The following is a 17,431-nucleotide window of genomic DNA, read 5'->3' on the forward strand; positions in this document are numbered from 1 at the left end:
GACAGCCAATATGCGCGGGCTGGTTACATGAGTGAGGCTGTCGCCAGACTACGGAGAAAAACGCCCGTTAAATCGTATTACTGTAGCGGCGGTAACGGAATGCAGGCGGCGTTTCGGGGCGCTCTGCGATGGCCTGCTCAATCCGGTCATGCGCCGGGGCGCGGTGGCAGACCGGGTCTGTCGCGTCGGCCTGTCCTGCCAGTGCCAGAGCCTGACAGCGGCAGCCGCCCCAGTCATCCTCTTTAAAAGCGCAACTCTGGCACGGTTGGGGCATCCAGTCCGTGCCGCGATATAGGTTGAACAGCGGCGAGTCCTGCCATATAGCCTCCAGCGACTCTTCTGCAACGGACGGGAAAGTCAGCCCCGGAATACTTTCTGCAGCATGGCACGGCAGCACCTTGCCGGAGGGCGAAATATTGAGGAAACGCTGCCCCCAGCCGCCCATGCAGGGTTTGGGGCGTTCGGCGTAATAATCGGGTGTGACAAAATCAATCGCAAGCCTATTACCAAACCGCGTGCGAGCGGCGGCCACAGCCTGTTCCGTCGCTTCTAATTGCGCGCGGTCCGGCAGCAGAGCATCCCGATTGAGCAGGCCCCAGCCATAATACTGCGTATGCGCAATTTCCACCCGGCGGGCACCCAGCTGCTCGGCCAGATCCAGCATGGCGGGAACCCGTTCCGCATTTTGCCGATGGATCACAAAATTCAGTGTTAACGGCAGACCGTCTTCCACAATCAGGCGCGCCGCTTCCAGCTTTTTGGCCTGAGCCCCCGCCATGCCGCCAATCCGCTCGCCTTCCTGCGCGTCAGCATCCTGAAAAGAGAGCTGGATATGGTCCAGCCCGGCGTCAGAAAGCATCTTCAGGCTGTCACGGTTCAGCAGCACGCCGGAGGTAATCAGATTGGTATAAAGTCCCAGAGACACCGCATGCCGGACCAGATCAGCCAGATCAGGCCGGGCCATGGGTTCACCCCCGGAAAAATGCACCTGCAACACGCCCATGGCGGCTGCTTCATCCAGCACACGCATCCATGTTGCCGTATCCAGTTCGCCCGCACGCGGGTCTAGCCGGAGCGGGTTGGAGCAATACGGGCATTGCAGCGGGCAGCGATGCGTAAGTTCGGCCAGCAAACTCATAGGGGGCGGAGCTTTGGTTATGGCAGAACTGGTCATGCCAGCAGCAGAACCTGCTTGTCGGCCAGTTCCTGAGTCATGTTCAAAACATCCTGTGCAATGACATCCCGCGGGGCAGAAAATTTTTCTGCAAGCTGGTCAATAATTTTTGCCACAGAACGCTTTCCGTTCACCAGTTGCAAAATTTCTGCTGCCACGGCATCGGCCAGAAAGGCGCGTTCCGGGGCCTGCACAAACCACTGCTCCCGCACGCGGTCATATTGCAGCCGGGTGCCGCGAGCAAAGCGTGGCACACAGGTTTCCGCCAGAAGAGTGGCAGTTGTCATGCTGCATCCTCAGCCGGGCGGAAGGCCCCCGGCGGAATACGGGCGGGGGTGACATACGCATAATCCAGCGCATCCAGCATGGACCACAGCACGCCACATTTGAACTTGAGCGCACCAAGCACCGCCTGTTGTTCGGCCACCGTGCGGGCATGTTCTTTCACATAAGCCAGAGCAAAGGCGGAGTCCTGCGGAGCCTGTGTCAGGCGCGGGGCGAAATAGGCCAGCGTTTCTTCTGTGATAAACGCATAGTTCCGCAGCATGCCGGACACACGTTCACTGATGATGGTGGGAGAGAACAGCTCAGTCAGAGAGGACGCAATGGCCTCCAGAATGGAGCGGTCCCGCACAAAATGCACATAGGCTTCCACCGCAAAGCGCGTGCCGGGCAGCAGGCCGTCCAGAGACTCCACATAGGCGCGGTCCAGCCCCAGACCATCGGTCAGCTTCAGCCAGCGGGCAACACCGCCTGTGCCGGGTTCCGTGCCGTCATGGTCAATCAGCCGCCGCCGCCATTCCCGCCGCAGCTCTGCCGTAGGCAGGCGAGCAAGGAGGGTGGCGTCCTTGGCGGGAATGCTGGCCTGATAATAATAGCGGTTCAGAGCCCAGGCCTGCACCTGCCCCTTGTTCAGTTTTCCATCATGCAAGGCACGGTGGAAGGGGTGCAGGTTGTGGTACCGCTCCGCACCAATAGCCCGTAAGGCAGCTTCCAGTTCGTCGGGGGAAAGCAGCCGGTCTGTCATAATGTTATCCTCATGCCATCATAGGCGACATCCCAGCCTGCCTCTTCAACCTGCCTGCGTTCAGGCGTGTCGGCTAACAGAATGGGATTGGAATTGTTGATGTGGATCAGCACTTTGCGGCCCACATTCAGCGGGCGGAAGGCGGCAATCGTACCATCTGGTTCATCTGCAATGGACATATGGCCCATACGGCGGCCTGTCTTGGCGCCAAGTCCGGCCCGGACCATCTCATCATCCGTCCAGAGTGTGCCGTCAAAAAACACGACATCGGCCCCGTTCAGGCGGTCACGCAGGTCGTCCGTCATCATGGCACAGCCGGGGATGAAGAGGGCACGATGCTGGCCATCTGTCATGTCCAGACCGATGGTTTCCCCGTTATTCATGATCTCAGCCGGGTTTTCCCCGCGCTCGGCATAAAGTGGCACTTTGCCGGGGACAGAAAACGGCGTGATGCGCAGATTGCCCGGCATCAGAGAAAGGGGCTCGTCAAGCACCATGGTCTGGCGCGGCACCAATGTCCGGTCCAGCGCATCAAAAATTGGGTTGGCGTCCAACTGAGCAAGAACAGAGGCGGTGGCATAGAGCCCGTAAGCCTGCCGTTCCCGCATTGTCAGCAGGCCGGTAATGGCGTCAATCTCACCGCTGGTCAGCACTACGCCGGCAATAGGTGTGGAGCGCAGGCCGTTTTTGGGGTGCAGGGCAGGGGTCTGGTTGATCTGCGTGCGGAGATCGGGCGAGGCATTGAGGATAAACCAGTGCTCACCATCCCCGCTGACGGCGAGGGACGCCTGTGTGCGGGCCGGGGCGTTTGGGTCTCCGGCGCGGGCGCGCTGGCAACCGGGCGCGTTGGAGTTCCACTGAGGAAAGCCGCCACCTGCGGCAGCGCCTAGAACAAGAAGATCAAGCATACGCGGCTTTTAAAACAAAAATGCCGCCAGTGCGAACCTGGTGCAGGTCGCGCTGGCGGCAGAAAGGCTTATTTCTTCTGGCCGCAAACGTAGCTGTTGATTTCAGCGCCGAGCGGGATTTCGGTGATTTTCGGTGTGGTCCAGGCCATGAGAACTCTCCGTTAATGGGTCATGTATCAGGCGGCCTCCTGTTCTGGAAAGGTCCAGAGGGAGGCTGGCCGCGCAGAAACGAGTGTGAGCAAAAGCCCGATGGGTGCAACCCTGCACACAGAAATATGAGGTCTTTTTCATTCTTTTCACGGGAGTGTGAACAGCTATCCTTCCAGAATGCCCCGCACGCCAAAAGCCGACGATTTGCTATTTCCGTCGCATGGCTTCTAAACACGGCCCGGCATGACGTGCCGTGCGCAGGCTATTTCAGGCGGGAGAAGGAAGCGTGAAGGCTGATGAATAGTCAGATCAAGGCGTTATTCAGACGGGTGTTTCGGAACACGGGTTATTTGCTGACGGGCAGAGGCGCGATGGCTGTGCTTGCGCTGGCCAGTACCGCTCTGGCTGTCCGCACGCTGGGGCTGGAAGATTACGGCGTCCTGCTGCTGATGAGCTCCTTCGTCATGTCCTGCGCTGTGGCGACACGCTTTCAGGCCTGGCAGCCTTTGCTGCAATACGGCACCTCTCTTTACAAAGCCGCCGAGAAAAAACCGTTCCAGACCCTTTTCCGTCATTGCACCATGCTGGATGCGCTCGGCGCGCTCATGGGGCTGGCTGTAGCGCTTTTTTCCAGCATCTGGCTGGCGCATCTTTCCGGCTGGGCGGCCGCCTATGGGCATATCCCCCTGTGGTACATGACGGTCATTCTGTTTATGAACACGGGCTGCGCCATGGGCGTCCTGCGGCTGGCTAACCGGTACGAGCTGGCGGTTCTGGCGGATACAGCAAGCTCGGTGGTCAAATTCATTGGGTGCGTGACAGGGTTTTTCCTGCACTGGACTCTACCGGACTTTTTGCTGCTTTGGTACTGCTCCACGGCCGTCGCATTTGTGCTGGATTATGGACTGGCTCTCTGGGTTATGGCTCGCTCGGACAAGCTGAAAGGATTCCGGCTGGTCAATGTGCCATGGCTTAGCCCCATTAAGGGAATCTGGCGCTTTACCTTCTCCACCAGTCTGGATCAGGCACTTGGTCGTCTGGGTTCCCGCCTGACGGTGCTGATTGTTGGCGCGGTTTTAGGGCCGGAAAACGCCGCCATTTATAATGTGACCTGGCAGATTTCGGATGGCATGGCGCGCCCCGCGCAAATGCTCACCCCGGCTCTGTATCCAGAACTGGTGGCATTGCGGGACAAACGGGATTGGGCTTCAATCCGTCAGGTTACCAATCGCATTTTGCAGGCACTGGCTATTTTTTCCGCTCTGGTGCTGGGGGTGGCGACGTTTGTCGGGCCGTGGCTGCTGCATCTGTTGCTGACAGTCCCGTGGACAGGCACCCGCACACTGTTGTTGCTGATGACGGTGACCGCTATTCTGGACCTGTGGGACGTACCGCTTGAGCCGCTTCTGGTGTCTCTGAACAAGGCGCACCAGATTCTGATCGGCCGCATGGTGACAATGTGTTTCTCCCTCCCGTTACTCTATGTGCTGGCCAGCGCGTGGGGGATGACAGGTGCGGGATTTGCAACCCTCTTAAGCGAACTGGCCATTCTGCTGACACGTCTCGGCCCTTACCTTATTATGAACCGCAATAAATCCTTTGAGGGCAAACCCGAAGCCTGAGATCTGTTCGGGGGGCAGAGCGCAAAAGCGGGAGGTGTGACCTGAGCCGATCAGTTTTATCCGAACCCGTCTGGATACTGGATACAGGGCGGCTTGGAGAACAGGCGCAGTGTCAGACGCTGGCGCAGGCGTTAGGGCTGCCCTTCCGGACCGTGCCGCTTGGTCCGGCTTTTTCGCCACCAGCCCGGTGGCCAGAGACGACGGGGCTGCGCCTTATCCTGTCTTTCGGGAATGCAGTGCAGGCGGCGTGTGCCTTACGGGCATCCTGCCGCGTAAGGCCGTTGGTGGTGCATATTGGCCGACCAAGCCATGTTCCCGTCAAGGATCTGGATCTGATTATTCCACTCCCGCAGGATGATTATCCGCCGGCTCCGAATGTTCTGAGAGTCGCGTGGCCGTTTAACGGGGCAGCGCTCACGCCAGAACCCGCGAACACACAGTGTCAGAGGCATGCGGGCACCATTGTGGTGTATGGGGGGCCGACCCGTCAGTTCCGCATGGGGCTTGCGGAAACGCGCCAGTTGTTCACGTTTGCTCGCACACTGGCAAAAGCCAATCAAGAACCTCTGCACATCATAACAAGTCCCCGCACCCCGACAGACGCTGTGGTATGGATGCAGGAACAGGCGGAAACATGCGGGGCGGTTCTGCATCTCTTCAGGCCGGATAGAGATGTGTTCCACAGCTTTCTGAAAACCGGGAATCGATTTGTGGTGACTGCCGATAGTGCGTCTATGCTGGCAGAGGTCTGGCGCAGCTGTGCGCCGGTCTGGCTGTTTCCGTTACCGCCACGCCAGACGCTCATGTCCCGATTGCAGCAGGGAGTAGATGCTGTGGGGCTTCGTTCTCTTCGCTACTGGCTTATCAGGCGCGGGATTTTGGGAAGTGGGGCCGACTTCATGCACTGGCACCACACGCTGTTCCGCTCGGGGGCGATCCGCCGTGCCAACCCGGATCTGACAGAGCAGGATTTGCGCTGGAAGCCCGTGGTGCGTCAGGCCGATACAGATCTGATGCGATGCCGACGTCGTATTCTGGCACTTCCCGGACTTCTGTCAGGAGATGTCTGAAAGTTCATCAAGAATTCAGTGCCTTTTAGGTATGAGATGCCTCGTCTAACAAAAGCATTAGCTTAATGCGTGCCCTATCAGCCCCGATGGAAAAAGTGTGACATATTCAGAGACCATCCCAGAACAGGAGATTCTCGACGGCACCTGTGCTGTGGTTGTGACATATGGCAATCGTCTTGCCTTTGTTGACCAGGTTCTGCGGGCGGCGTTTCAGACGGGCGTCGGGCATGTGGTTCTGGTGGATAACGGAACAGAGCCCGCTGTTGCAGAAAACCTGAAAACCATTGCCGCCTCGTGGGGTGCAGAGCGTGTGACGACTGTTCGGCTGGAGTGCAATGGAGGATCGGCGGAAGGGTTTGCCGCAGGTATCGCCGCGGCTGCTCAAAGAATGCAGACCCGGCATATCTGGACTCTGGATGATGATACAGTGCCTGATCCTGAAGCCCTCAAAGCTCTTGCCCGTACATGGCGGCTGATGGGGGAGAAGCCTTCCTGCTGTCTGGCCAGCTTTCGTCAGGATAAGCGAACGTACGTTAAGCTTGTTGAAAACAACAAACCCAACGCCATTCAGCCCAATTCCTTTTTCGGTTTTTCTGTTCAGGCCCCGTTTCAGAAAAAAAGAGTCGCACTCTGGAGGGAGGGCGGACTGGAATGCCGCGACATGGAAATGGGAGCATATGGCGGGTTATGGTTTCATAAAGAATGGGTGCAACGTATCGGCCTGCCTGATGCGCGATTTTTTCTCTATTTTGATGACTATGACTATACGTTACGCGTCACCCGTCACGGAGGAGCACTGTGGATGTGTCGTAACAGTGTTCTGAGCGACCTTGAACAATCGTGGACACAGACGCCTTCCTGCCTTCATCCATGGTTACAAGGTCAGCAGGGTATGCTGCGTCCCTATTTTGCTCTGCGAAACCGCGTTTTTATTGAGCAAAACAGCATAAACTGTAAATCGATTTATAATCTCAATATGATCTTGTTTCTATTGGTAAAAGTCCTGTGTCGCACCCCGCGCAGTGTTCTGTATCACGCGCTGCATCCCGTCAAAATGACGCATCGCTGGTGTATACTTGTGGGCGCAATCCGGGATGGTCTTTCAGGAAATTTTGAGAACAGGATTTTAAAAGAGCACTAACAGGGCAAAAAAAGCGGCATGCCTTGAAAAAGCATGCCGCCGGTAGATGCCGGAAAATGCTCATACGTTATTCAACGCCAATCATCACATCAGAGGCCTTGATTAGTGCTGTGGCCTGCTGGCCAATTTTCAGCCCCAGATCTGCCACGGCTTCATTGGTGATGGAGGCCATCATCACAGTCCCGCCCGGCAGCTCCAGACTGATATGAGAGGTTGTGGCCCCCGGCTGAATGGCAACAATCTTACCGGCAATCTGGTTACGTGCACTAATTTTCATCAGATAATCCTCCTCAGGTTTCTGTCTCGTTAGACTATAGGCGTCTGACCTCATGGAGGGGAGGTGTTGCGTGTGAATGGCAGGTGCTCCTGCCGGACGCAAAACACGAGGTCTGTAAACTTTTGGAACAAGCTTACATGCCTAAGAGATTTAATGAATGAAATCAGAGAAGTATAAAGGCGGGTGGTGGAGCTAAGGGGAATCGAACCCCTGACCTCCTCATTGCGAACGAGGCGCTCTCCCATCTGAGCTATAGCCCCGCCTGTATAAGTCTGGGATCTAAAGGGCTTATCAAGACGCTGTCAAGCTGTATTGTATCGGCCTGAGGTCTGGTAAAGCCAGTTCTTACCCCCTGTGTTGTGGAGAAGTGTTCTTGCTGTTTGTTCTGTTTTCAGTGTTGATGCGCCTGCTAGAGATTTATTGCTGGATCCTGATCCTGTCCTGCATTTTCATCAATCTCTGCCTGTTTGGCATTCTGGACAGCCGGAAACCGCTTGTCTGGAAAGTGGGGCTTTTCCTTAACCGGATGACAGAACCGGTGCTGGAGCCGGTGCGCCGGATTCTGCCGTCATTGGGGGGCGTGGATTTCAGCCCTATGGTTGTGCTGCTGGGCATCCAGTACGTGGTGCAGCCGGTGCTGGTCAGTCTGTTTAGAACCCTGATTTATCGCTGAGAGACCTTAAAAAAGATCAGGCAGCGGCCTTGTTGGCTTTAACAGCTTCAACAAGGCGCTGAAGGGGCACCCAAAAGCCTACCACCGCTTACAGCTGTCAGCTCCAGTCGCCATCAAAGAGCGCACGTCACGGGCTAAAAGCTAAAGGCAGTTCATTAGTCTTATTTTTCAGACGGTTCTGCAAAGGGAAGGTCGTCTAAAGGTTATCGACACAGCCTGTACTGCTTATCCACAAGCTTACCCCCGCAGCCATCCGCAGAATCTGGGGATAAGTGCAAAAGCCTGAAAAACAGGGAGAGGGGAAATGGAAAAAGGGTGTGTTTTCAGGCTGATAGTGCACGCAATACGGAGGCATGCAAAAAGGGCCTGAGCGCCGCACGTGCGTCAGAGTAATACAGCATACGCAATCTGAAACGGCCTAAACCGACACAGAAGCAGCTTTAAATTTTTAGGGAAAAAATGGTGCCCAAGACCGGGATCGAACCAGTGACACTGCGATTTTCAGTCGCATGCTCTACCAACTGAGCTACTTGGGCACCGCAGCCTTGCGGCGTGAGAGAGGATGTATCTCAGGAGGAAAGGGAGATCAAGTCACCTTTCGTCATTTATCTCAGGTTTTTCAAGATTCTCTTCATCAGCCGGTGGGCCGGGGATGCGATACTGCCCGGAAAACCAGCGTCCGAGGTCAATATCGGCACAGCGTTGGGAGCAGAAGGGGCGGGTGGCGGTCTGGGTTGGTGCGCCACAGACGGGGCAGGTGCTGTTTTTGCTCATGCGTGTGTCGTCCAGAAAAAATCAGGCAGGGCAGGGTCAAGCCGGAGGCTCAGGGGCTTGCCGCGTTGAGAGATGCAGTCTGCCAGAGCCTGTGGGTCCTGTTCCAGTGCTGTAATAAGCCCCAGCCCACCATGCAGGACGGTTGCCTCCGTTTCCTGTGTGACAAGGTGGCGCAGTACAGCCAGCGCCTGCCCATGCGGGGAGGAGAGCAGTTCTGGCAGGGACGGATGAATCCGCGCGCGCACCATCTCAACCAATCCCAGTGCGGTAATCCCAAGACAACGGGGACGAAGGGGGTCATCCTGTAGAGCCGCTTTGACAGGCTCCAGAAGCGCCTGCCGCTTGCGTGTGGCCAGTCCGGCAGGATCAATCAGAATCGCACCCGAGAGGTTGCGCAGGCGAATCTGGCGCATCAGAGCCGGAAGGGCATCCCGGTTCGCAGCAAATTGTGCTGTTTGTTTTGGCCAGCCCGTTTTAGCTGGCGGCGCATCCATATCAATGGCCACCAGAGCAGGCGTTGGCGTAATACTGGCCTGCATGCCGCCGGGCAGGCTGACAAGCGGTTCTTCCAGCGCAGCGCAGGCGTGTGCAATCTCTTCCGGGAACGGCTGAAGTTCCTGCTGCCGGCGCGCGCGCAAAGCAACAGGGATACAGGCTGCCGCAGCCGGAGAATCGACAACAAGCGTGGCATCCGACCAGCGGGCCGCCAGACGGTCCAGTGGTGTGGGGCCTCGGCTGATCAGCCCCGGTTTGGCGGGCAGAGTCGCAGGGGCTTTTTCCGGCTTCAGCCGAACCCCTTTGCCACCCTGCGCAGCGCGCACCACGCGCACGGTGAGGGTTTGCCCTTCCGTGAGGGTGTCTGAGCCTTTCTGGTCGGGCAGGAAGCCGCTTGCGCCCCCTCCGAGATCCACAAAGGCACCGCCCATACCGGGCGCATGCGCACTGATGCGGCCAAGATAGATATCATCCACGCCATCAGGCGCTGCCGGACGCCAGAGTGCGTAATCAAGCAGGGTGTCGTCTTGTGTTACGGCAATGCGCAGTTCGCCGGGATAGGTGGCGAGGCGCAGATACACGCTCACGCCAGCCAGTGGCCCGGCTGGCCACGCAAAAGCTGGGCCGTTTCAAACAAGGGCAGGCCAATAACGGCGGAGGCGCTGCCGGAGACAAAACGGATAAAGGCCGCAGCATGGCCTTGCAGCGCGTAACCGCCCGCCTTGCCTTGCCAGTCACCCTGGTCCAGCAGACTTTCGATCTGATGAGATGTCATGCGGGAGAACGTGACAGCCGTTTCCACAACCCGTTCGGCCCGATGGCCGTCCGGCCAGCCAGCAGAGGGGACTACGGAAAGAGCAGTCAGCACCGTATGACGGCGGCCGGAAAGCTGTTCCAGACAGGCGCGCGCGGTCTCACGGTTTTCTGCTTTAGGCAGAATACGTCGCCCAAGGGCAACAACCGTGTCTGCTCCCAGCACCAGAGCGGGTTCGCTCAGGCTGGCCGCAACCACATTCGCTTTTTCCATGGCCATGCGGCGCACGTAGGGGCGCGGCAGTTCTGTCCGGGCTGGGGTTTCATCAATATCAGCAGGGAGAACGCGGTCTGGCACCAGCCCGACCTGACGCAAAAGGTCAAGCCTGCGGGGCGACGCGGACGCCAGCACAAAGTGAGGGCGGCCTCCGTTCTCCGTGCCATCCGGCCCGGATTCTGCCATCGTCTTACTTGAAGCGGAAGGTAATACGACCTTTGGACAGGTCATACGGTGTCATTTCGACATTCACCCGGTCACCAGCCAGAACACGAATACGGTTCTTGCGCATTTTGCCGCTGGTATGGGCCAGAATCATATGTTCGTTGTCGAGTTTCACCCGGAACATCGCGTTGGGCAGCAGTTCTGTAACCGTGCCGCTGAATTCAATCATGTCTTCTTTAGACATGGCGTCCTTCGTTCATTTTTAAGCCTCGTTATGGTTGGATGTGCAGATATGGGTGAGGGAGCCGGTTCGGTCAAGCGTTAGGCGTGGTTTGGTCTAACGCATCAAGCCGGGCAGAGATGCTCAGCGCATGGGCTTCCAGCCCTTCGGCCTGTGCCAGAGCCACCCCGGCAGGGCCAATACGGCGCAGGGTATCCGGGCCACCGGCCAGGAAGGTTGTCCGTTTCATAAAGTCAAAAACAGACAGGCCGGATGCAAAGCGGGCTGTGCGGGAGGTCGGCAGAACATGGTTCGGGCCACCCACGTAATCCCCCACGGCTTCCGGGCAGAAGCGGCCAAGGAAAACCGCGCCCGCGTGCCGTACATGGGCAAACAGAGCTTCCGGATCATCCACCATCAGCTCCAGATGTTCCGGGGCCAGACGGTTAGCCAGAGCCACCGCTTCTTCCAGATCTTTGACGACCAGAACCGCGCCGTTCCGCTCCCAGCTTGCGCCGGCAATGGCGGTGCGGGTCAGGGTTTTCAGCTCGGTTGCGACGGCTTCCGTCACTTTGTCGGCAAAAGCTGCATCCGGCGTGATGAGTGTCGCCTGAGCCAGTTCATCATGCTCGGCCTGTGCCAGCAGATCCAGCGCAATCAGGCGTGGGTCTGTGGCCGAATCGGCAATCACCACCACGTCGGACGGACCGGCAATGCTGTCGATGCCCACATGGCCAAATACCTGCCGTTTGGCTTCCGCCACAAAGGCGTTGCCGGGGCCAACAATGCGGTCCACCGGGCGGATGGTCTGAGTGCCAAATGCCATGGCCCCCACAGCCTGCGCGCCACCAATCCGGTAGATTTCCGTCACACCGGCCCGATGCGCTGCTGCCAGCACCAGCGGGTTAATCACGCCATCCGGGGTGGGCACGCACATGGCCAGCCGCTGCACGCCAGCCACACGGGCGGGGATGGCGTTCATCAGCACGGAGGAGGGGTAGGCCGCTTTCCCGCCGGGTACATACAGCCCAACGGCATCCAGCGCTATCCAGCGCATGCCCAGCGTCATGCCAACATCATCCGTATAACGGACGTTCGACGGCATCTGGGCTTTGTGGAAGGATTCAATGCGTGTGGCGGCAACATCCAGAGCCGCCATCAACTCCGGGCTGACCTGTGTACAGGCTTTGGCAATTTCATCCGCCGTAAAGGCGAGCTGAGCCGGGGTAAGCGGCAGGCGATCAAACTTCTCGGTCAGTGCGCACAGGGTGGCATCCCCATCCCGGCGCACAGAGGCCAGAATCTCCGCAACCGGTTTGTGAACTTCCTGCCCCTGCTCTTCACGGGCTGTCAGAAGCGAGGCAAAGCTGGCCTCAAAACCGGGGTCGCGTGTGTCTAACCGTTTCATGAAGACTGCTCTGCCTTGATCTTTTGTGCGGCGGAAGGAGCGGCTTCCATCGCGCTACGAAAGCCGTTGATGATCGCACCGATTTCTTCCGGACGGGTTTTCAGGGCCGTACGGTTTACAATCAGCCGACTGGTAATGGGGGTAATCGTTTCCACTTCCCGCAGGCCGTTGGCGCGCAGGGTAGAACCAGTATCCACCAGATCTACAATCAGGCGGGAAAGGCCCAGCATCGGGGCCAGCTCCATTGCGCCATGCAAATGCACGATATTGGCGTTAATGCCGCGTGCAGCAAAAAAGCGACGGGTTATGGCGGGGTATTTGGTTGCAACGCGGACCTCAGACCACCGCGCCCATTCCTGCGGGTCATGCGGCAGGCTGGCAGGCTGAGCCACGGACACGCGGCAGCCACCAATGCCCAGATCCAGCGGGGCATAAATTTCCGGGTAGTCGAATTCCATCAGCACATCTGCGCCGCAAATGCCGACATGCGCGCCACCGGAGGCCACAAAGGTGGCCACATCAAACGAGCGGACGCGCACAACATCCAGATTAGGGTTCTGAGTTGGGAAGCGCAGCTTGCGGCTGTCATCGCCCAGACAATCGGGGGAGGGAGCCATACCCGCTTTATCAAGAAGCGGTGTAACGGCTTTCAGGATCCGCCCTTTAGGCAGAGCCAGAACCAGAGGGCCCCGCTCCTGCGCTCCGGAAGAACGCTCGGGCTGAAGATCTGGCTGGGGCACGGTCATGAAAACTCCGGTGGGGCGGGCAGGTCTGTCTTACGAAGGCCTTACCTACCATACGTGGCCAAAGGCCAAAAGAGGCAGGAAGCAGTTAGGGGGCAGGTGTAAACACCCGCCCCATTATTAGCAGTCCTGCTTTTTTAGCGGCGCCACCACCCCGTGCGGCGCTTTGGGGCAGGCTTTTCGTCATCAATGACGATCGGCTGCACGATGGACGCATCCGGTGCGTCCTCTTTGGCAGGTTCCTTTTCAGCGCTGGTGCCCTGAGCTTCAGCCGGGGCACTCTTGCTCGTTGCCGTCGTGCTTTTGGCTGCAGCCCGACGGCGTCGCGGCGCAGGTTTTTCCGCAGCCGGTTCTGCCGTTTCTTCCTGCGGTGCTGCGGTCGAAGCGTCTTCCGTTGCTGCCGCAGTTTTCCGACGCGTGGTTGCGCGGCGGCGTGTGCGGGGCTTGGGTTCTTCTTCCGGTGCAGCGTCGGCTGCCGTGGTGGCAGGAGCATCGGCGTCCTGAGCAGGCGCTTCAACGTCCGCCGTTGCCTCAGCCTTTTTCCGCGTAGTGCGGCGGCGGCGCGGTTTGGGAGCCCCTTCCTCCGCAACAGCGGCTTCAGCAGCAGGAGCAGCTTCCGTCACGACGTCTGCCTGAGCAGGAGCGGCCTGCTCAGCGTCGGCCACAACCGGAGTTTCTTCCGCTACAGGAGCCGCTTTGCGACGACGACCCGGGCGCTTGCGGGCTGGTTTGGCCTCAGCCGCCGGCGTGTCTTCTGCTGGAACTTCCACCTCTTTCGGCGTTTCTGCCACAGCAGGTGCTGCCACCGGCTCTGCCTTGGCAGGTTCCGGTTTTGCCGCAGCTTTGGAGGCCTTCGCCTTTTCTGCTTCAGCTGCTTCCATGGTGGAGTTTTCGATCAGATCGAAAATATCCAGGCTGCCACCAAACGGGTTCGCCGGGGTGGGGCCCTGCCATGTCGGGCGGCGCGGCTGCGGAGCCGGACCTTCCGCAATAGCAACCCGGATTTCCGGTGTTTCCGTTTCTGTCGGACGCACGCGGGAATGGCGGGTGCGACGACGACCGGGGATCAGATTACCTTCGGCCTCGGCAGGCGTTGCGGCAGGAGCACGCTCTTCGGTCGCTGGCGTCTGAGCTGTTGCAGCTGTCTGGTCCTGTGTTGACCCGTTCTCTTCACGGTTCCCGTTGCCACGACGGCGACGACGACGACGGCGACGACGGGGTTCTTCTTCCCCGGTGTTGGTTTCGGCAGCAGCAGCCGGAACTTCAGCGCGTGGCGTCGTGTCCTGTGCCACAACCGGCGTTGCATCTTCCGGAGTGACGTCCACTACGGCATTTTCAACCGGTGGCAGAGGCGCATGGTTGCGGTTCGCCTTGGGCGGCTGGCGGCGTTCAATGCGAATTTCCGGCACAGGCAGCGTAGCGTCGGCTTCAAACAGAATTTCCATCTGATGCCGCTGCTCGATTTCAGCCAGCCAGTCGCGCTTGTTGTTCAGCACATAGAACGCAATTTCTGCGGCAACATGCACGGTAATGGCAGAAGCACGACGGCGTGCGCCTTCTTCTTCCACCGCACGCAGCACATGCAGCGCAGAGCTTTCAATGCCACGCACCATACCGGTGCCCTGACAGTGTGGGCAGGGCGTAAACGCAGCTTCTGCCACGGAAGGCCGCAGCCGCTGGCGCGACATTTCCAGCAGACCAAAGTGGGAGATTGATCCCATCTGGATCCGCGCCCGGTCATGGCGCAGCGCATCTTTCAGGCGGCGTTCAATCGCGCTGTTGTGGCGGCGGGATTCCATGTCAATAAAGTCAATGACAATTAACCCGGCCAGATCGCGCAGCCGGAGCTGGCGGGCTACTTCATCTGCTGCTTCCTGATTGGTGCGGAAGGCAGTTTCTTCAATATTGCGCTGGCTGGTCGCTTTGCCGGAGTTCACGTCAATGGCGACCAGAGCTTCCGTCTGGTTGATCACCAGATAACCACCGGAGCGCAGAGACACGACCGGGGAGAGCATCGCGTCCAGATGCCCTTCCACATGATAGTGTGTGAAGAGCGGCTGGCTTTCCTTGTTCCACAACCGGACTTTTTCCGCGTGCTGCGGCATGAGCATGCGCATGAAGTCGCGCGCGGCTTTCCAGCCATGCTCGCCATCCACCAGAATTTCGCTGACTTCGCGCGTGTACACATCGCGGATGGCACGTTTGACGAGACTTGCTTCCTCGTAAATCAGAGCCGGTGCGACGGACTGCATCGTCAGGTCACGGATATCGTCCCACAGATGGAGCAGATATTCGCAATCGCGGGTAATTTCCGGGCCCGGACGCTGCGCGCCTGCCGTGCGGACAATCATGGCCATGCCACGCGGCAGATTGAGGCCGGAGATGATGTCGCGCAGGCGGCGGCGGTCAGGCACGGATGTAATCTTGCGGGAGACACCACCACCACGCAGGGCGTTGGGCATCAGCACACAGTAGCGTCCGGCAAGGGAGACATACGTGGTCAGGGCTGCGCCCTTGTTGCCACGTTCTTCCTTAACGACCTGCACCAGCAGAACCTGCCGGCGGCGAATAACTTCCTGAATGCGGTAGTTACGCAGGAAACGGGCAATGCGCTTCTGGATCAGCGCTTCTTCGCCCGTGTCGGTTTCACCGCCAACATAGTCAGGCGTATCATTCCGGCGGGAGGGACGGCGGCCTTCGTCGTCGCTGGCGGACTCGTCAGCGTCAGAGCTGGTGTCCTCATCGTCAGCGGCGGAAGCCTGCGCGTCGGTTTCGTCCTCGTCGGACTCGGATTCGCCTGCGTCAATCAGGTTTTCTTCTTCAGCCTGCAGAGCGAGAAGCTTTTCCCGGTCGGCAACCGGAATCTGATAGTAGTCAGGGTGGATTTCGCTGAACGCCAGAAACCCGTGGCGGTTGCCACCATACTCGACAAAAGCAGCCTGAAGGCTGGGCTCTACGCGAACAACGCGGGCAAGATAGATGTTCCCTTTGAGCTGCTTTTTGGAGGCAGCTTCAACATCGTAATCTTCAAGTCTGTTTCCATCCATAACGACAACGCGCGTTTCTTCCGCGTGCGTCGCATCGATCAGCATACGCTTTGACATAAAAAGAAAAACTCCGGCGTGCCGGTGGCCGGCCTATCCGGTGGAGCCGTCTGAACGGCTGGACACGGGAGGGGGACGCTTCCGACAGGCATAGGTCTGTACGTGTGAGAAAATGAGAGGCGGATGTCAGGCCAGGCGCTGAGGTGACAGCAGAGGCGCGGAAACAGGATGCTGTCTCCGGTCTGGTCATGCACTCCAAGATCGTGGCCCTGACGATAGTCATGTATCCTTCAACCAATGTTTCCTGCTCCCATCTGCGCTGGGCGGCGGTTAAACGCCAGCCGCGCCTTTAAACCCTAAAGGAGCGGAAACAGGATGCATGACGGGCAATCCTGCCTTGAGCCATGCTTGCCGACCATGACCCAAACAGCAACAAACCGCAAGCCATTCGGTATAACTGTTTTGTATCTCTCTGGCCTTGACACGGTTTCGACATTATCTGTGTGCAGGATCGCCCCAATTAGAGAAGTGTGAGCCTCGTCATGACGTCAGAATCCGAAAAAACACCCGGTTTTTTTCTGATGGCCGAGCGGTCCGCCCGCACAGCCGGATTATATGCTCTCCCTTCCGCACAGAATTCCCTTAACCGGCGTAGCGTTCTGATAACCGGCGCCGGACTCCTGACCACCGGCTTGTTCAGCACACAGGCGCAGGCGGCAGGCACGGCGCGCCATCCTGTCGGGCAGACCCTGCACGCACCCGCTATTGTGGGGAAAGCCCGGCCTGCTTTGCCGCTGGTGATGCTGGACCCCGGTCATGGGGGGAAAGATCCCGGCGCCATTGGCTATACCGGTACCTACGAGAAACATGTGGCGGAAGCCGCAGCGACAGAATTGCGTCAGCAGCTTCTGGCTACAGGCCGTTATCGTGTCGCCATGACACGCACCAGCGATCATTTCGTGCCGTTGGATGGGCGTGTGGAACTGGCCCAGCAGCATGGCGCGTCTCTCTTTATCTCTATGCATGCTGATGCCCTGCATAATGCCGGTGTGCGCGGAGCCAGTGTGTATACCCACTCCCACGGGGCGTCAGACAGTCAGACAGCGGATCTCGCAAAAACAGAAAACAGCGCAGACCGGTATGGCGGTCCTCTGGTGCAAGGCACATCGCCTGAAGTACAGCAGATTCTGGCCAGTCTGGTGACAGAAGAGGCGCGGCGCGGGTCTGCTCATATGGCCAGCGCTGTTGTGGCGTCTTTTCAGTCTCGCATTAATTTGTTGTCGCATCCTCACCGGCACGCCGCGTTTGCGGTGCTGAAATCGGCGCAGATCCCGTCCGTTTTGGTTGAAATGGGTTTTATGTCCAACCGCATGGATGAAGCTGCGCTGAGGCAGGCCGGGCACCGGGCCATGGTGGCCGGGGCTATGTGTACCGCCGTTAATCGCTATTTCGCCTCCGCAGGGGTCGGGCTGGCCGGGTAAGTCAGGCACTTTGGTTGGGTTGTTTGTTA

General features: G+C 58.6%; 18 protein-coding genes, 2 tRNA genes and 1 pseudogene. 6 read left to right on the plus strand and 15 right to left on the minus strand.

Translation table 11 applies throughout. The features are described 5' to 3' along the window. Nucleotides 1–67: 67 nt before the first annotated feature. The 5 genes from pqqE to pqqA form a co-directional block, all read right to left on the minus strand. Nucleotides 68–1,159: a pyrroloquinoline quinone biosynthesis protein PqqE gene (pqqE, locus tag HK23_RS03780; RefSeq protein WP_373270305.1), complete on the minus strand. Its 1,092-nt coding sequence runs from the start codon at nucleotides 1,157–1,159 to the stop codon at nucleotides 68–70. Between the two features lie 11 nt (nucleotides 1,160–1,170). Further along, the gene (pqqD, locus tag HK23_RS03785; protein WP_063907219.1) at nucleotides 1,171–1,461 is read right to left on the minus strand and encodes a pyrroloquinoline quinone biosynthesis peptide chaperone PqqD; all 291 of its coding nucleotides are present in this window, start codon (nucleotides 1,459–1,461) and stop codon (nucleotides 1,171–1,173) included. Further along, the gene (pqqC, locus tag HK23_RS03790) at nucleotides 1,458–2,201 is read right to left on the minus strand and encodes a pyrroloquinoline-quinone synthase PqqC (RefSeq protein WP_063907218.1); all 744 of its coding nucleotides are present in this window, start codon (nucleotides 2,199–2,201) and stop codon (nucleotides 1,458–1,460) included. Before pqqC ends, pqqD begins: the two co-directional genes overlap by 4 nt. Further along, complete coding sequence (gene pqqB, locus HK23_RS03795; RefSeq protein ID WP_086652924.1) at nucleotides 2,198–3,109, minus strand: pyrroloquinoline quinone biosynthesis protein PqqB; 912 nt, start codon at nucleotides 3,107–3,109, stop codon at nucleotides 2,198–2,200. Before pqqB ends, pqqC begins: the two co-directional genes overlap by 4 nt. Nucleotides 3,110–3,177: 68 nt before the next feature. Next, nucleotides 3,178–3,258: a pyrroloquinoline quinone precursor peptide PqqA gene (gene pqqA, locus HK23_RS03800; RefSeq protein WP_043550231.1), complete on the minus strand. Its 81-nt coding sequence runs from the start codon at nucleotides 3,256–3,258 to the stop codon at nucleotides 3,178–3,180. A 294-nt stretch (nucleotides 3,259–3,552) separates the two neighbouring features. Between pqqA and HK23_RS03805 the strand changes: the two genes are divergently transcribed. The 4 genes and pseudogenes from HK23_RS03805 to HK23_RS03815 all read left to right on the plus strand — a co-directional run bounded on the left by HK23_RS03805 (nucleotide 3,553) and on the right by HK23_RS03815 (nucleotide 7,092). Further along, nucleotides 3,553–4,881, plus strand: coding sequence for a lipopolysaccharide biosynthesis protein (locus HK23_RS03805; protein WP_063907216.1), 1,329 nt, complete (start codon nucleotides 3,553–3,555; stop codon nucleotides 4,879–4,881). Nucleotides 4,882–4,958: 77 nt separating this feature from the next. Continuing rightward, nucleotides 4,959–5,951 (plus strand): mitochondrial fission ELM1 family protein, encoded by a 993-nt coding sequence (locus HK23_RS03810; protein WP_256940060.1) that lies wholly within the window; start codon nucleotides 4,959–4,961, stop codon nucleotides 5,949–5,951. Between the two features lie 157 nt (nucleotides 5,952–6,108). Beyond that, nucleotides 6,109–6,363: pseudogene (locus HK23_RS14935) on the plus strand (glycosyltransferase); the annotation flags it as partial. A gap of 15 nt (nucleotides 6,364–6,378) precedes the next feature. Continuing rightward, nucleotides 6,379–7,092, plus strand: coding sequence for a glycosyltransferase family protein (locus HK23_RS03815; RefSeq protein WP_475638728.1), 714 nt, complete (start codon nucleotides 6,379–6,381; stop codon nucleotides 7,090–7,092). Nucleotides 7,093–7,159: 67 nt separating this feature from the next. Here HK23_RS03815 and HK23_RS03820 read toward each other — a convergent pair whose 3' ends face one another. After that, complete coding sequence (locus HK23_RS03820) at nucleotides 7,160–7,369, minus strand: TOBE domain-containing protein (RefSeq protein ID WP_061490382.1); 210 nt, start codon at nucleotides 7,367–7,369, stop codon at nucleotides 7,160–7,162. 184 nt (nucleotides 7,370–7,553) lie between these two features. Next, nucleotides 7,554–7,629: transfer RNA gene (locus HK23_RS03825), tRNA-Ala, on the minus strand. 107 nt (nucleotides 7,630–7,736) lie between these two features. Here HK23_RS03825 and HK23_RS03830 point away from each other — a divergent pair. Continuing rightward, the gene (locus HK23_RS03830; protein WP_231558350.1) at nucleotides 7,737–8,042 is read left to right on the plus strand and encodes a YggT family protein; all 306 of its coding nucleotides are present in this window, start codon (nucleotides 7,737–7,739) and stop codon (nucleotides 8,040–8,042) included. Between the two features lie 460 nt (nucleotides 8,043–8,502). On the opposite strand, the gene HK23_RS03835 is transcribed toward HK23_RS03830, so the two are convergent. The 8 genes from HK23_RS03835 to HK23_RS03870 form a co-directional block, all read right to left on the minus strand. After that, nucleotides 8,503–8,578: transfer RNA gene (locus HK23_RS03835), tRNA-Phe, on the minus strand. A gap of 55 nt (nucleotides 8,579–8,633) precedes the next feature. After that, nucleotides 8,634–8,816, minus strand: a complete 183-nt coding sequence (locus HK23_RS03840; RefSeq protein ID WP_063908433.1) for a DNA gyrase inhibitor YacG — start codon at nucleotides 8,814–8,816, stop codon at nucleotides 8,634–8,636. Further along, entirely contained in the window at nucleotides 8,813–9,898 is a 1,086-nt protein-coding gene (locus HK23_RS03845; protein WP_086652927.1) for a ribonuclease E/G, read from the minus strand. Before HK23_RS03845 ends, HK23_RS03840 begins: the two co-directional genes overlap by 4 nt. Next, nucleotides 9,895–10,527, minus strand: coding sequence for a Maf family protein (locus tag HK23_RS03850; RefSeq protein ID WP_086652928.1), 633 nt, complete (start codon nucleotides 10,525–10,527; stop codon nucleotides 9,895–9,897). The genes HK23_RS03845 and HK23_RS03850 overlap by 4 nt, the downstream gene beginning before the upstream one ends. Before the next feature lie 4 nt (nucleotides 10,528–10,531). After that, complete coding sequence (gene infA / locus HK23_RS03855) at nucleotides 10,532–10,750, minus strand: translation initiation factor IF-1 (RefSeq protein WP_003622234.1); 219 nt, start codon at nucleotides 10,748–10,750, stop codon at nucleotides 10,532–10,534. A gap of 70 nt (nucleotides 10,751–10,820) precedes the next feature. Further along, a complete protein-coding gene (gene hisD, locus HK23_RS03860) occupies nucleotides 10,821–12,134 on the minus strand; it encodes a histidinol dehydrogenase (RefSeq protein ID WP_086652929.1) in 1,314 nt (437 codons plus the stop codon). Next, nucleotides 12,131–12,880: an ATP phosphoribosyltransferase gene (hisG, locus tag HK23_RS03865; protein WP_086652930.1), complete on the minus strand. Its 750-nt coding sequence runs from the start codon at nucleotides 12,878–12,880 to the stop codon at nucleotides 12,131–12,133. The genes hisD and hisG overlap by 4 nt, the downstream gene beginning before the upstream one ends. A 134-nt stretch (nucleotides 12,881–13,014) precedes the next feature. Beyond that, on the minus strand, nucleotides 13,015–15,981 hold the full coding sequence (locus tag HK23_RS03870) for an Rne/Rng family ribonuclease (protein WP_086652931.1): 2,967 nt from the start codon (nucleotides 15,979–15,981) through the stop codon (nucleotides 13,015–13,017). A gap of 521 nt (nucleotides 15,982–16,502) precedes the next feature. Here HK23_RS03870 and HK23_RS03875 point away from each other — a divergent pair. Further along, on the plus strand, nucleotides 16,503–17,402 hold the full coding sequence (locus tag HK23_RS03875; protein WP_086652979.1) for an N-acetylmuramoyl-L-alanine amidase family protein: 900 nt from the start codon (nucleotides 16,503–16,505) through the stop codon (nucleotides 17,400–17,402). The last annotated feature ends 29 nt before the right edge of the window (nucleotides 17,403–17,431 follow it).

This window comes from Acetobacter malorum, assembly GCF_002153605.1.
GTDB classification, from domain to species: domain Bacteria; phylum Pseudomonadota; class Alphaproteobacteria; order Acetobacterales; family Acetobacteraceae; genus Acetobacter; species Acetobacter malorum_A.

Bases quoted from the DNA above. Each gene is read 5' to 3' on its own strand.
- pqqD (WP_063907219.1), bottom strand. From the start codon at position 1,461: ATGACAACTGCCACTCTTCTGGCGGAAACCTGTGTGCCACGCTTTGCT.
- pqqC (WP_063907218.1), bottom strand. From the start codon at position 2,201: ATGACAGACCGGCTGCTTTCCCCCGACGAACTGGAAGCTGCCTTACGG.
- pqqB (WP_086652924.1), bottom strand. From the start codon at position 3,109: ATGCTTGATCTTCTTGTTCTAGGCGCTGCCGCAGGTGGCGGCTTTCCT.
- pqqA (WP_043550231.1), bottom strand. From the start codon at position 3,258: ATGGCCTGGACCACACCGAAAATCACCGAAATCCCGCTCGGCGCTGAA.
- HK23_RS03820 (WP_061490382.1), bottom strand. From the start codon at position 7,369: ATGAAAATTAGTGCACGTAACCAGATTGCCGGTAAGATTGTTGCCATT.
- HK23_RS03840 (WP_063908433.1), bottom strand. From the start codon at position 8,816: ATGAGCAAAAACAGCACCTGCCCCGTCTGTGGCGCACCAACCCAGACC.
- HK23_RS03850 (WP_086652928.1), bottom strand. From the start codon at position 10,527: ATGGCAGAATCCGGGCCGGATGGCACGGAGAACGGAGGCCGCCCTCAC.
- infA (WP_003622234.1), bottom strand. From the start codon at position 10,750: ATGTCTAAAGAAGACATGATTGAATTCAGCGGCACGGTTACAGAACTG.
- hisD (WP_086652929.1), bottom strand. From the start codon at position 12,134: ATGAAACGGTTAGACACACGCGACCCCGGTTTTGAGGCCAGCTTTGCC.
- hisG (WP_086652930.1), bottom strand. From the start codon at position 12,880: ATGACCGTGCCCCAGCCAGATCTTCAGCCCGAGCGTTCTTCCGGAGCG.
- HK23_RS03870 (WP_086652931.1), bottom strand. From the start codon at position 15,981: ATGTCAAAGCGTATGCTGATCGATGCGACGCACGCGGAAGAAACGCGC.
- HK23_RS03875 (WP_086652979.1), top strand. From the start codon at position 16,503: ATGGCCGAGCGGTCCGCCCGCACAGCCGGATTATATGCTCTCCCTTCC.